The sequence below is a fragment of the Micromonospora polyrhachis genome (assembly GCF_014203835.1).
Classification (GTDB): Bacteria; Actinomycetota; Actinomycetes; order Mycobacteriales; family Micromonosporaceae; genus Micromonospora_H; species Micromonospora_H polyrhachis.
The window spans coordinates 6,606,476-6,619,100 of sequence record NZ_JACHJW010000001.1; the positions used below are offsets into that span (position 1 = coordinate 6,606,476).

Sequence of the window (12,625 nt, forward strand, 5' to 3'; positions counted from 1 at the left end):
AGGTGGTGCGGTGAGCGACACGATGGCCGCCGGAGCCGATGTCGGCGTCCGGGCCCGGGTCGACGCGGTCGTGGTCGGGGCCGGACCCAACGGCCTGGCCGCGGCGCTCGTCCTCGCCGGAGCCGGTCTCAGCGTCGAGGTGTACGAAGCGGCCGACACGATCGGCGGCGGCACCCGTACCGAGCAGCTCACCCTCCCGGGCTTCTGGCACGACGTGTGCTCGGCGGTGCATCCGATGGCCCTGGCGTCCCCGTTCTTCCGGGCGTTCGACCTGGCCGCACACGGTGTCGAGCTGCTCCAGCCGGAGATCGCCTACGCCCACCCCCTGGACGGGGGACGGGCCGGTCTGGCCTGGCGGGATCTCGACCGCACGGTCGAGGGGCTCGGGGTCGACGGGCCGGCGTGGCGGTCGCTGCTCGGCCCGCTGGCCACGCACTGGCGGGCACTCGTCGCCACCATCATGTCCGACTTCCGCAGTGTCCCCCGCCACCCGGGCATCGCGCTGCGGCTGGGCCTGCGGATCCTGGAGCAGGGCTCGCCGCTGTGGTCGGCCCGGTTCCGGGGCGAGGTGGCACCCGCGTTGCTCACCGGCGTTGCCACCCACGCGATCGCACCGCCCCGAGCACTGGCCCCGGCCGGTGCGGGGCTGCTGCTGGCCGCGCTCGGGCACGCCGTCGGGTGGCCGCTACCCCGGGGCGGCAGTGCGGCCATCACCCGGGCGATGGCCGCCGAGCTGACCCGCCTGGGCGGGCGGATCGTCACCGGCACCCGGATCGACACCCTGGCGCAGCTCCCGCCGGCCCGCGCCGTCCTGCTCGACGTCACACCGGCGGGACTGTTGCGTATCGCCGGTGACGCGCTACCCGCCGGCTACGCGCGCCAACTGCGTTCCTTCCGGTATGGCGGTGCCGTGTGCAAGGTCGACTTCGCGCTCTCCGGTCCGGTGCCGTGGGCCGCACCCGACGTGGATCGGGCCGGCACCCTGCACCTGGTCGGCAGTCGGGAGGAGGCGGTGGCGGCTGAGCAGGCGGTGGCCGCCGGCCGGCATGCGGCCCGGCCGTACGTGCTGGCGGCCCAGCCGGGCATCGTCGACGACACCCGGGCACCGGCCGGGCGGCAGGTGCTGTGGACGTACGCGCACGTGCCGAACGGGTCCCCCCGGGACGTCAGTGACCAGGTGATCGCCCAGGTGGAGCGGTTCGCCCCCGGCTTCCGGGACCTGATCCTGGCCACCAATGTGATCACCGCCGCTGAGGCGTCGACGCACAACGCCAACTATGTCGGCGGGGACATCTCCAGCGGTGCCACGACGCTCTGGCAGCAGGTGATGCGGCCGGTGCCGCGCTGGGACCCGTACCGTACCCCGCTGCCGGGGGTGTACCTCTGCTCGTCGTCCACGCCGCCGGGTCAGGCGGTGCACGGCATGGCCGGGGTGCACGCCGCAGGTCGGGCGCTGCGACACCGGTTCGGCATCGGTGCCGACCCGCTGCGGTTCGTGGAGTTCCCCGAGTCGGCCGAGAGCGCGGTGGCCGACCGGCCGGGAGGCACCGACGACTGCTGACGGGGTCGTGCGACGGTCCGGAGCGCGGGTCAGGCGAGGGTGGTGATGTGCGAGATGACGTCGGCCACCGCGCCCTCAGCGCACCGGCCGACCACGATGGTCGCCGCCGCGCAGGTATCGGGGTGCCCGCCGTACACCGCGGCTCCGAACCCGGCCACCGCGAACATCGGGATGTCGTTGGGGTTGTCGCCCACCGCCACGACCTCCGCCAGCGGGACCCGACAGCGATCGGCCAGCCAGGTCAACGCCGTGCCCTTGTCCACCCCGAGGGGCAGCAGTTCGACGTAGGTCGGCTCGGACACCAGCGTGGTTACCCCGAGGGCACCCGCCCGGCCGGCGAGATCGTCCGCGACGACCGAGTTCGCGCAGATCACCATGGCCTTGCTGATCTGGTCGGCGGGGAGCTCGTGCCAGCCGGCCACCGGCCGGAGGGACACCCGATCCCGGGCGGCGTACGCGTCCAACAGCGCCGAGTCCACCACCCGGTACGCCCCGTCGCCGACGAAGGCGACGCCGGCCGCCGTCGCCGGCAGATCGTCCAGTAGCTGGCTGACCCCCGCCCATGCCCGCGCCGACAGCCGTTGGTCGAGTAGCACCTCGCCGGTGCTCAGATCGCACACCTGCGCACCGTTGAGCAGGATCGCCGGGCCGGTCAGGCCCAGTTCGGTGTAGTACGGCGCGGCCGACTCGCGGCTGCGGCCGGTGGCGATGACCACCTGGCCGCCGGTTCGGCGGAACCGGCGCAGCGCCTCCCGGCTGCGCGGCACCATCCGCAGCGAACGATCGACCAGCGTGCCGTCGAGGTCGGTGACGATCCACCGGTAGCTCACCAGGTCACCTCGTGGCTGTCCGCGAGCGCGTCGAGGATGACGCCCCCGGTCGGGTCGAGCGTGCCGACGGTGGCCAGGTAGCCGGGGCCCTGCCAGGACGGGGTGGCCGGGCTGCCGGCCGGGCGCAGGCCGAGGAAACGACCACCGGCCTGACGCACGAGGAGGCTGCCTGCGGCCAGATCCCAGGTGCTGACGCTGAGCCCGAGCGCGACGTCGACCCAGCCGGCCGCGACGTGCGCCAGCGACAGCGCCGCGCTGCCCGGCCGTCGGGTGGTCCGGAACTCGGTGATGAACCGGCCGAGCCGGGCCAGCGCCAGGTCGCCGTCCGCGCGTACCTCCCGGGGATTGGGGTAGCTGCTGACCAGCAACGCCTCGGTCTCCTTGGCCGCACCGGCGCTACGCAGCGGTGTCCCGTTGTGGAAGGCACCCGACGGCCCGGCCGTGAACAGGTCCCGGCGCACCGGGTCGTAGATCGCTCCGGCGACCACCGTCCCATCCACCACCGCCGCCACCGAGGTGCAGAAGAAGGCCAGCCCACTGGCGAAGTTCGCGGTGCCGTCGATCGGGTCGACGTACCAGTGCACCCGACCCTGCCCGACCGCGCCACCCTCCTCACCGACGATGCGGCTGTCCGGCACGGCGTCGAGGATGACCTCGCGGATCGCGGCCTCGGCGGCCCGGTCGTGTGCGGTGACGGGGTCGTGTCGGTCGCGTTTGAAGTCCAGCTCCGGCCGGGACCGGAACGCCGTCCGCAACTGCTCGGCGACGCAGGTCGCGGCGCGCTCCGCCACGGAAGCCAGTTCCTCGTCGGCCGTCATACGTACGCCTCCTTCAATAGCACCAGCAGGTCTGCGGGGTCCGCGACCACCGCGTCAGGCTCGTCGGCCACCTCGTACGGCCGGTCGTAGGTGTCCCGTGCGGTCATCAGGATGGTGGCGCCGACGCCCGCCCGACGTCCGCACACCACGTCGCGGTCGAAGTTGTCGCCGACGTACCACACTTGGTCGGGTGACACCCCGAGGCTGCGGCAGCCGATTCCGATCATGTCGGGGTGGGGTTTGCGGATGCGCACCTCGTCGCTGTAGATCTGCAGGGCGAAGTGCCGGTCCAACCCGGCGTGAGCCAGCCAGTCCCGATGGACCACGCCGGAGAGGGCGTTACTGACGATGCCCACCGGCAGCTTCTGCTCGCCGCACCAGGCCAGCAGGTCGGCCAGGCCGTTGCGGGCGTGTCGCTGCGAGCGCAGCTCACCCATCCGTCGACAGAGCAACCAGGCCTGGCTGGTCACGATCGCCCGGGCCTGGGGCGGCCAGTCCACCGCCACGAAGTCACCCCAGAACATCGCCGGGGTCAGCTCGGCTGGGGTGGGCAGCCGCGACATGGCATTCTTCCAACCGGAGTCGGCGGCGGCACCGGCCAGGAGGTCGCGGCGTATCGCGGCTGTGTCGAGCCGCGTGCAGCCACAGCGGTGGAGCAGGGCGCACACCTCAGCCGCGAGGTCGTCGGCCCAGCCGGCGCGGTGCACCGTCTGGACCACCACGCCGCCGAAGTCGAGCAGCAGGGCCCGAGGCGAGATCAGGCTCATCGCACCCCACCCGTACGCACCGTTTGATCGCCGGCACCCGGCCGTTGGTTGATTAGGTCCCAGTCTTCGCTGCGTCGGCCGTCCGCCCCGAACAGGTGCAGGTCGGCCGGGGGTGCCCACACCACCGTGCTGCTGCCGGGCACCGCGTCGAAGGCCCGGAACGTCAACGCGAACAGTTCCGTGCCGTGGCACCGCAACTGCACGGTCCAGCTGGATCCGGTCGGCAGCACCGTTTCCACCTCGGCCGGCGCGTGCCACATCCCCTCGGGTACGTCCGCTTCGGCCGCGAGCCGCAGCGACTCGGGCCGGACGCCGGCCGTACCGTCCTCGGGTGGCCGCCCGCCCAGGTCGGCGAGGTAGCCGGTCAGGTGTGCGCCGAGCCCGGCACCGTTTTGGTTGCCCAGTGGGATCAGGTTCATCGGTGGGCTACCGACGAAGGCGGCGACGAAAACGCTGGCCGGTCGGTCGTAAATCTCCATCGGTGCCCCGAGCTGCTCGACTAAGCCCTCGTTCATCACCGCCACGTGCGTGGCCATGGTCATGGCCTCCAGTTGGTCGTGGGTGACCAGCACCACCGTGGACCCGGAGCGCTGGTGGATGCGCTTGAGTTCGGCCCGCATCTCCAGGCGTAGTCGGGCATCCAGATTGGACAGCGGCTCGTCGAGCAGCAGCACCTCGGGATCCACGGCGAGCATCCGGGCCAGTGCGACGCGCTGCTGCTGCCCGCCGGAGAGCTGCGACGGGTAGCGCTTGGCGTAGTCGGCGATCCGCAGCATTCCCATCGCGGAGCGTACCCGGGTGTCCCGCTCCGGTCCCGGCACCCTGCGCATGCGCAGCCCGAACTCGATGTTGCGGGCGACCGTCATGTGCGGCCACAGCGCGTAACTCTGGAACACCAGCCCCATGCCGCGCTTCTCCGGCGGCACGTACACGCCCTGCTCGACCGAGTCGAGCACCTTGGCGCCGACCCGGATGTCACCCGACGTCGGCTGCTCCAGCCCGGCGATCATGCGCAGGGTGGTGGTCTTGCCGCAGCCGGACGGCCCCAGCAGGCACATGAAGGCGCCATCGGGGATGACCATGTCCAGATCGCGTACGGCGTACTGTCCGGAGAGGTAACTCTTGCTGACCCGGTCCAATTCGATCGACGGCATGTCTAACCTCCCAGTCCGCTGGCGAGACTGCTCCTGGTGGCCCGCTGGGCCAGGTAGGTCACGGCGAACGAGACCACCGCGATGACCAGCACCGCCGCGTTGGCCTGCTGGGTGTAGCCGTAGTCCACGAGGTGGATGGAGAGCGTGGTCAGCAGCGGCATACCAGCCGTCGCGAGCATGATGACGATGGACAACTCCTTGATTCCGGAGATGAACGGCAGGATGACCCCGGTCGCCAGGGAACCCTTCTGGATCGGCACCACGATCCGCCACAGTCGGCGGAACCAGCCGGCCCCGACGACCTGCGCCGCCTCCTCCGGCTCCTTGCCGAGCTGCATCATGGCGGCGATGCCGGAGCGCGACGAGTACGGCAGGTGGGTGACCACCATGACCAGCACCAGCAGCGTCACCGTGCCGTACAGGGCGGGGATCGGGCCGCGTGGCACGGCGAACAGGGTCAGGTACGCCGCGGCGAAGGCGATGCCGGGCACCAGGTACGGCAGGAACGACACCTGTCGGAGCAGCCCGGAGATCCGTGGGCTGCCGGAGCGGGCCACCACATAGCCGACGAGCAGCCCCAGCAGGCCGCACAGCAGCGCCGAGGTGCCGACGATTCGGACGCTGTTCCACATCGCCTCGTACAGTTCACCACCGCGCAGCAGCCCGTGTGGGAAGCCGACCGCCTCGGGAATGTCGGCGGCGAGCCAGAACCGGAGGGTGAAGTTGTCCGCTCGGAACACCCCGGGGGTGTGGGTGACGGTGGAGATCAGCAGCGTGAGCAGTGGTACCACCACGCTGACAACGAAGACCCCGAGCCCCAGCCCGTACGCCGGCCAGCGCCAGCGCCGCAGGTCGGTGGCGCGGTCCATGCCGCCCTTGCCGCCGATGGTGACGAACCGCCGCTGCTCCCGGACCAGGCGCATGTCGAAGAGCACCACCAGCACGCCGAGCAGCACGATGACGGCGGCGAGGACCGCGGCGACACCGGAGGAGCGGGTGTGGATGCTGCGGTAGAGCGAGGTCGACAGCAGTGAGTAGTCGGTCGGCAGGCCGAGGATGTACGGCGTGCCGAAGGTCCCCAACACCCGGCCGAAGATGAGCAGGGTTGCCGAGGAGAGCGAGGGCAGCAGCAGGGGCAGCACCACGCTGCGCATCGCCTGGCCCCGGCTGGCGCCCAGTACCCGGGCCGACTCCTCCAGTTGGGAGTCCATCCGGCGCAGCGCGTTGCCGAAGAGCAGCAGCACGAACGGGTAGTAGTGCAGGCCCAACGTCACGATCATCGGGACTGCGCCGTATGCCAGCCAGTTCGGTGTGGTGACGCCCCAGCTTTCCAGGTAGCCGGGGGTGCCGCCGGAGCCGCCGTTCTTGAACAGGGTCAGCCAGGCCAGCGCGAACGTCCACGACGGCAGCATGTACGGCACGACCAGCGCACCGGCGAGAAACTTGCGTCCGGGGACGTTGGTCCGGGTGACCAGCCATGCCATCGACCCACCCAGCGCCACGGCGAACAGGATCACCCCGATGCCGACGGTCAGGGTGTGCCAGAACGGCTCCCAGAAGAGGTCCGAGCTGATCGGCGAGCGGAACACCCGCCACAGGTAGTAGCTCGTCGAACTTCCCACCGAGGCACCGGCCCGCAGGTCGTCTCCGTACTGCACCCGTACCGCGTCGGAGACGATCGCCACCAGGGGCGCGATCACCAGGTAGGCGAAGGCGCCGATCAGCAGCACCCCGATCAGGGTGGTCGGCTCGGAGAGCAGCACTCGTGCCCGGTATCGCAACTTGCCACGCCAGCCCGTGGCGGGCGGATTGATCACAGACATCTCGTGGTCCTCCCCGACCCCCCGAACCTCTCGGTCAGCCGTGCTTGACGCGCCAGAAGTCCTGGACCGTCTGTGCCTGTTGGTAGTCCTTGAGGAGTTGGTCCGACTGCACGGCGAACAGTTGGGTGTCCCAGTTGGTCAGGCCCGGCGGGTTGTTGGGGCTGGCCGGGACCGCCTTGTTACCGGAGATGCCGCCGGAGCCCATCTCGTGGACGATGCCCTCCTGGGTCATCACGAAGTGGATGAACAACTTGGCCGCGTTGGGGTGCTTCGACTTGGCCGCGATGGCACCGTACTTGTCGTACGAGAAGCCGACCCACGGTGCGAGCCCTTCACAGACCGCCATCTGGTAACCCTTGTCGGCCACGTCGCGGAACTTGGCGATGGACAGCAGGCCGATCCGGGGCTCCTTCTGCTGTGGTGCGGCGACGGCGGCGGTGGTGTCCTCGTCGGCCTTGGTGAGCACCGGCTTGTTGGCCGCCAACCGCTTGATCCACTCCCAGGACGCGTTCTGCTCGCTGGTCCGCAGGGCGGATCCGGCGTGCTTCTGGTAGTCCTGCGCCAGGCTGTCGGCACCGTGGTTGGTGGTCTGTGACAGCCACTGCATCAGGGTCGGTTTGCCCAGCGGGTCCTGCATCACGACCTTGCCGGACCAGGCCGGCTCGGTCAGCTCCCACATGCTCTTGACCGGGCAGCCGTTGGGGAACAGCTTGGTGTTGTACGCCCACACGTTGGCCTTGGAGAGCACCAGCAGCGGATCGCGGTTCGCGTCGGGGATGTCCTTGGCCAGGTCGGGTGGGATCCAGGTGGTGACGACGTTGCGCGGCAGCAGTTCGCCGACGAGCACCGGGCCGTCCTCGAACAGCGTCACGTCGATGGTCACGTTGTCGGCCTGGTTCTCGCGGGTCAGCTTCTCTGCGGTGTCGCCGCTCTTGGACTTCACGCCCTCGGCCTTGATGCCGTACTTCGCCTCGAACGCCTTGGCCACCTCGACGATGTCGCCGCTGGAGTCGTAGGCGAGGACGCTGCCTTCCTTCTTGGCCGCCTCGATGAGGGCGTTGAGGTCGAATGATGCCGCGTCCTGCACGGACGTGGTCGGCAGTGGACTGTCGGCGCCCACACCGTTGCTCGACGGGGCGCAGGCGACTGCTGCGGCGAGCACGATTCCGGTGAGGAGCATCGCCGGCAGTCGACCGGCCGTCTGGTACGAACGCGTTGAATGCCTGCGCACGGTGCAAGCTCCTTCGCTCGTCGGGCACCTGCGGCACCCGGTGGGGGTACGGCCGTCGGCCGCGTGTCAGAAGCGTAACGCCGTTCACATCTTTGTCAAGACATAATTACTTTGTCGAAACCTGTTGAGGATTCACAGCATGCGCTTGAGCATCGCGTCGGCGAGCGCGTCCGCACACTCCGCGAGCCGCAGCCCCAGCACATCGAGGCGGCGGAGTAGCTCCCGTCGCTTCAACATGGCCGCATCCACCTCACCGGAGAGCAACGCCGCCAGAGCGATGCCGTACCGGTGCCGGACCTGACCGGCGCGCTTGTGCGCGACCAGGGCCGCGGCCGGCACGTCCTGTGGCCGGGGCAGAATGCGGTTCACCGCCCGGCGCAGGTCCTTCAGACCCAGATTGACCTGCTCCAGCAGCGCAACCGCCGCACCATCCAGCCGTACCCCGTACAGGTCGGTCTCCCGCACGTAGTCCCGCAGGTGGTCGAGCACGTCGTCGATGGAGCGGGAAAGTCGGAACAGGTCCTCCCGGTCGATCGGCGTGGTCAGCGTGGCGGACAACTCCGGCACCAGCCGGGCCCGGTGACCGTCACCGAGATGCTCCAGATCGGACATCATGTGGCGCGCTTCGGCCGGTCCCACCCGGCCGGTGGTCACCCCGATCGCCAGCGCGACACCGTCCAGCGCCGCATCGATCTGCTGCACCAGGATGCCGATGACGCGGCGATGCGAACGACCAGCCAGGTCGTCGAAGACGCGACGCAGGCGGGAGATCATGTGACCGTCCGGAGCAGGCCGCCCGCCAACAGTCCGGCGAGCAGGCTGGCCGGCAGGGTCACCAGCCAGGCCACCAGCACCGGCATGGCGAACTGCCAACGCACCCGGCGGACACCCTGGCTCGTCCCGGCACCCACCAGCCCGGCCGCCATCGACTGGGTCATGCTGACCGGTGCGCCGAGCCCCGCGCTGCCGAGCACCGAGGTCGCCGCCGCCAACTCGGCCGAGACCAGGCACCAGGGTCGGGGCGGCAGCAGGCCGAAGGTGGCTCCCCGGGCCATCCGCCGCAGGCTGAGCACCGCACCGGCACCGAACACGGTGACCAGACCGAGCAGGACCGGCCAGTGCGGGGGCCGCATACCAACCGAACCGTGCAGCATGGCCAGCCCGACCCCGACCACGGCGAACATCTTCTGTCCGTCGTTGGCGGCGTACGCGAGGCTCTGCCCGGAGAACGCCGCGAGGTGCGTGAGGCGTAGCGCAGTCGTCAGCCGCGAGGTGGTCGGTAGGCGGCGGGCCAGCATCCCGAAGAGCAGGCCCAGGGCGCCGCCGACCAGCGGGGCCACCGCGGCGACCACGAGCACCCCGGCCAACGTGGCCCAGGCGGTGTGCGCGCCGGCACCGGTGGCGGCACCGGCCAGGCCGCCGAGCACGGCGAGGGTGATGCTGGTTGGCACGCCACGCCAGGTGAGCATGCCGACCAGCAGCAGGGACGCGGCGACGCCGACCAGCACAATGAGCGGGCCCCGCCGGTCGGTCGGATCCAGCAACCGGTCGGTGAAGGTACGCGCCACGGTCAGCCCGAACAGCGCCGGCCCGGCTGCGATCGCCGCGAGCAGCACGGCGAGTACGACATACGGCGGGACCTCACGATGACGTACCGCCAGTGCCAGCATCGCCGCGCCGTCGTTGGCCCCGCACACGAACACGAACACCGCGGCCAGCAGTACGAATCCGAGGCTCACCGGAGCTCACCAGTGGCCGCGCTGCGTCGCCTTGCCCTCGGCGTACCCACTCTGCGCCGCTGACAGTTGGCTGGTGGTGCCGACCTGCGCGACCGGTACGTCCCACCAGGCGTCGGAGGGCGGCCCCGGGTCACCGGTGAGGCCGGTACGGACGTAGACCACCGTGGTGCCGGCCGCCGAGCGGGCCTTGGCCAACGCCGTCCGGAGCTCGTCCAGCGTGGCCGGGCGGTCCACCTGCGCGCCCAGGCTGGCGGCGTTGGCCGCCAGGTCGACCGGCAGATCCGGCCCGTCCAGCCGGCCGGTGTCGGGATGTCTGGCCCGGTACGACGTGCCGAAGCGCTCGCCGCCCACCTGCTCCGACAGCTCGCCGATGGAGGCGTAGCCCCGGTTGTCGACCAGCACCACGGTGAGCTTCAGGCCTTCGGCGATCGCGGTCGCCAGTTCCTGCGCCATCATCAGGTAGGAGCCGTCGCCGACCAGGACGAACACCTCGGCCTCCGGGTCGGCCAACCGCACGCCGAGGCCACCGGCGATCTCGTAGCCCATGCACGAGTAGCCGTACTCGACGTGGTACTGGCCGGGCCGGGCAGCGCGCCACTGTCGGTGCAGGTCACCCGGCATGGAGCCGGCTGCGCACACCACCACGTCGGCGGCCTCGGCGGCGTCGTTGACCGCCCCGATCACCTGGGCCTGGGTCAGCGGGCCGCCGGTTGCCGCCCGGCCGGCGTCGACCGCCGCATCCCAGCCGGCGACCAGCGTGGCGGCCCGTTTCCGCCGCGCCACGGGTAGGGACCAGCCGGCGAGCTGCTCCGTCAGCTCCAGCAGGCCCGCCCGGGCGTCGGCGGTGAGCGCCACCGCACCGAGCTTCACCGCGTCGAACGTGGCTACATTGAGGTTGACGAAGCGCACCTCCGGGTCGGCGAAAAGACTGCGTGAGGCGGTGGTGAAGTCGCTGTAGCGGGTGCCGATGCCGAGCACCACGTCCGCCTCCCGGGCCAGGGTGTTCGCCGCGGTGGAACCGGTGACGCCGATCGGGCCGACGGCACCGGGATGACCGTGCGGCAGGGCCCCCTTGCCGGCCTGGGTCTCCACGACGGGAATGCCGGTGGCGGCGACGAAATCGGCCAGGGCCTGCGTGGCGCCGCTGTAGATGACGCCGCCGCCGGCCACGATCAGCGGACGGCTCGCGGTACGCAGCAGTTCGGCCGCGCGCGCCAACGCCGGGTGGTCCGGCCGGGCCCGGGCGATGTGCCAGAGCCGGGGAGCGAACAACTCGTCCGGGAAGTCGTACGCCTCGGCCTGCACGTCCTGCGGCAGGGCCAGCGTCACCGCCCCGGTCTCGGCCGGGTCGGTCAGCACCCGGGCGGCAGCGAGCAGCGCGGCGGGCAGCTGCTCCGGCCGGTTGATCCGGTCCCAGTAGCGGCTCACCGGTCGCAGTGTGTCGTTGACCGAGACGTCGTACGAGCGCGGGTCCTCCAGCTCCTGCAACACCGGGTTGGCGACCCGGGTGGCGAAGACGTCGCCGGGCAGCAGCAGCACCGGCAGCCGATTGACGGTGGCCAGCGCGGCACCGGTCACCAGGTTGGTCGCGCCCGGCCCGATCGACGTGGTGCAGGCGTAGGTGGAGGTACGTAGCCGGGTGCGGGCGTACGCGGCGGCGGTGTGCACCATCGCCTGCTCGTTGCGGGCCTGGTGATACGGCATCCGCGAGCCGGCCTGAAGCAGTGCCTGGCCGAGTCCGGCCACGTTGCCGTGCCCGAGGATGCCGAAACAGCCGGCGATCAACCGCTGCCGTACGCCGTCGCGTTCCGTCTCCTGTTGGGCCAGGAACGTCACGACGGCCTGGGCCACCGTCATCCTCATCGGGTTCTCCCTCGGTACGACGTCAGGGGTACGCGCGGATCGGGCACCTGTTGCTGCCAGGACTCCCGGACCCAGTGGTGCACCGGATCGTCCCGGCAGGCCATGGTGCGCTCCGGCGCCGGCCCGGCCAGCACGTTGAGGTAGTACAGGTCGTATCCGGGGGCGGCGATCGACGGGCCGTGGTAGCCGTTCGGGACCAGCACCACGTCCCCGGTGGCGACCTCGGCGAGCACTTCGGTGCTGCCGTAGACGCGCTGGTAGGCCAAGCCGCTGGTCTCGAAGTAGTAGATCTCCTCCAACACCGCCTCGCCGTCGGCCTCGGTGTCGTGCTTGTGCGGCGGGTACGACGACCAGTTCCCGCCGGGGGTCAGCAGCTCGACCGCGACGAGCTTGTCGCACTCGAACACCTCCGGCGCGCAGAAGTTGTTGACCTGCCGGGTGGCCGGACCGGCGCCACGTATCTCCACCGGCACCCGCTCGGCCGGTCCGTAGCGTGCCGGTAGCCGGCGCGTGGCCCGGGCCGAGGGCAGTGCGCAGCGCAGGCCGGTGCCGGTCCGGACGGTCACGGTGGCGTCGATCGGCAGGTACGCGAAGTCGGTCACCCGCTCGAACACGCTGTCCCGGCCGGTCAGCTCGAAGACCTGCCCGTCGCACCACACCACACCGCCGCCGCTCAGTGGCAGCAGCAACTGTTCGAACTCGCCGGTGTCGAAGGTGATCTCACCGCCGGCGGGCAGCTCCAGCACCCGCAGCCCGCAGTATCGCCAACCGGCCCGTTCCGGGGTCACCTCGACCGGGCAGCCGTCCCCGCCTCGTGCCGTTCCCGCTGGTAGGTACAT

At 70.9% G+C, this 12,625-nt stretch carries 11 protein-coding genes; 1 reads left to right on the forward strand and 10 read right to left on the reverse strand.

The window, feature by feature from the left end; all coding sequences use genetic code 11:
• The first annotated feature begins 10 nt into the window (after positions 1-10).
• Entirely contained in the window at positions 11-1,561 is a 1,551-nt protein-coding gene (locus FHR38_RS29170) for a phytoene desaturase family protein (protein WP_221449237.1), read from the forward strand.
• Positions 1,562-1,590: 29 nt separating this feature from the next.
• Here FHR38_RS29170 and FHR38_RS29175 read toward each other — a convergent pair whose 3' ends face one another.
• The 10 genes from FHR38_RS29175 to iolB form a co-directional block, all read right to left on the reverse strand.
• The gene (locus FHR38_RS29175) at positions 1,591-2,391 is read right to left on the reverse strand and encodes an HAD family hydrolase (RefSeq protein ID WP_184538228.1); all 801 of its coding nucleotides are present in this window, start codon (positions 2,389-2,391) and stop codon (positions 1,591-1,593) included.
• Complete coding sequence (locus tag FHR38_RS29180) at positions 2,388-3,209, reverse strand: inositol monophosphatase family protein (RefSeq protein WP_184538230.1); 822 nt, start codon at positions 3,207-3,209, stop codon at positions 2,388-2,390. Before FHR38_RS29180 ends, FHR38_RS29175 begins: the two co-directional genes overlap by 4 nt.
• Positions 3,206-3,976, reverse strand: a complete 771-nt coding sequence (locus tag FHR38_RS29185; RefSeq protein ID WP_184538232.1) for an HAD family hydrolase — start codon at positions 3,974-3,976, stop codon at positions 3,206-3,208. Before FHR38_RS29185 ends, FHR38_RS29180 begins: the two co-directional genes overlap by 4 nt.
• Positions 3,973-5,130, reverse strand: coding sequence for an ABC transporter ATP-binding protein (locus FHR38_RS29190; RefSeq protein WP_184538234.1), 1,158 nt, complete (start codon positions 5,128-5,130; stop codon positions 3,973-3,975). The genes FHR38_RS29185 and FHR38_RS29190 overlap by 4 nt, the downstream gene beginning before the upstream one ends.
• A gap of 2 nt (positions 5,131-5,132) precedes the next feature.
• Complete coding sequence (locus FHR38_RS29195; protein WP_184538236.1) at positions 5,133-6,953, reverse strand: ABC transporter permease; 1,821 nt, start codon at positions 6,951-6,953, stop codon at positions 5,133-5,135.
• A 34-nt stretch (positions 6,954-6,987) separates the two neighbouring features.
• On the reverse strand, positions 6,988-8,184 hold the full coding sequence (locus tag FHR38_RS29200) for an ABC transporter substrate-binding protein (RefSeq protein ID WP_221449238.1): 1,197 nt from the start codon (positions 8,182-8,184) through the stop codon (positions 6,988-6,990).
• A 132-nt stretch (positions 8,185-8,316) separates the two neighbouring features.
• Positions 8,317-8,958, reverse strand: a complete 642-nt coding sequence (locus tag FHR38_RS29205) for a DUF47 domain-containing protein (RefSeq protein WP_184538238.1) — start codon at positions 8,956-8,958, stop codon at positions 8,317-8,319.
• The gene (locus FHR38_RS29210) at positions 8,955-9,923 is read right to left on the reverse strand and encodes an inorganic phosphate transporter (protein WP_221449239.1); all 969 of its coding nucleotides are present in this window, start codon (positions 9,921-9,923) and stop codon (positions 8,955-8,957) included. The genes FHR38_RS29205 and FHR38_RS29210 overlap by 4 nt, the downstream gene beginning before the upstream one ends.
• A gap of 6 nt (positions 9,924-9,929) precedes the next feature.
• Positions 9,930-11,786 (reverse strand): 3D-(3,5/4)-trihydroxycyclohexane-1,2-dione acylhydrolase (decyclizing), encoded by a 1,857-nt coding sequence (gene iolD, locus FHR38_RS29215; protein WP_184538241.1) that lies wholly within the window; start codon positions 11,784-11,786, stop codon positions 9,930-9,932.
• Positions 11,783-12,625: a 5-deoxy-glucuronate isomerase gene (gene iolB, locus FHR38_RS29220; RefSeq protein ID WP_184538243.1), complete on the reverse strand. Its 843-nt coding sequence runs from the start codon at positions 12,623-12,625 to the stop codon at positions 11,783-11,785. Before iolB ends, iolD begins: the two co-directional genes overlap by 4 nt.

Excerpts from the sequence above, each read along its gene's own strand:
- FHR38_RS29180 (WP_184538230.1), bottom strand. The coding sequence starts at position 3,209 with ATGACGGCCGACGAGGAACTGGCTTCCGTGGCGGAGCGCGCCGCGACC.
- FHR38_RS29185 (WP_184538232.1), bottom strand. The coding sequence starts at position 3,976 with ATGAGCCTGATCTCGCCTCGGGCCCTGCTGCTCGACTTCGGCGGCGTG.
- FHR38_RS29190 (WP_184538234.1), bottom strand. The coding sequence starts at position 5,130 with ATGCCGTCGATCGAATTGGACCGGGTCAGCAAGAGTTACCTCTCCGGA.
- FHR38_RS29195 (WP_184538236.1), bottom strand. The coding sequence starts at position 6,953 with ATGTCTGTGATCAATCCGCCCGCCACGGGCTGGCGTGGCAAGTTGCGA.
- FHR38_RS29205 (WP_184538238.1), bottom strand. The coding sequence starts at position 8,958 with ATGATCTCCCGCCTGCGTCGCGTCTTCGACGACCTGGCTGGTCGTTCG.
- iolD (WP_184538241.1), bottom strand. The coding sequence starts at position 11,786 with ATGAGGATGACGGTGGCCCAGGCCGTCGTGACGTTCCTGGCCCAACAG.
- iolB (WP_184538243.1), bottom strand. The coding sequence starts at position 12,625 with ATGTACCTACCAGCGGGAACGGCACGAGGCGGGGACGGCTGCCCGGTC.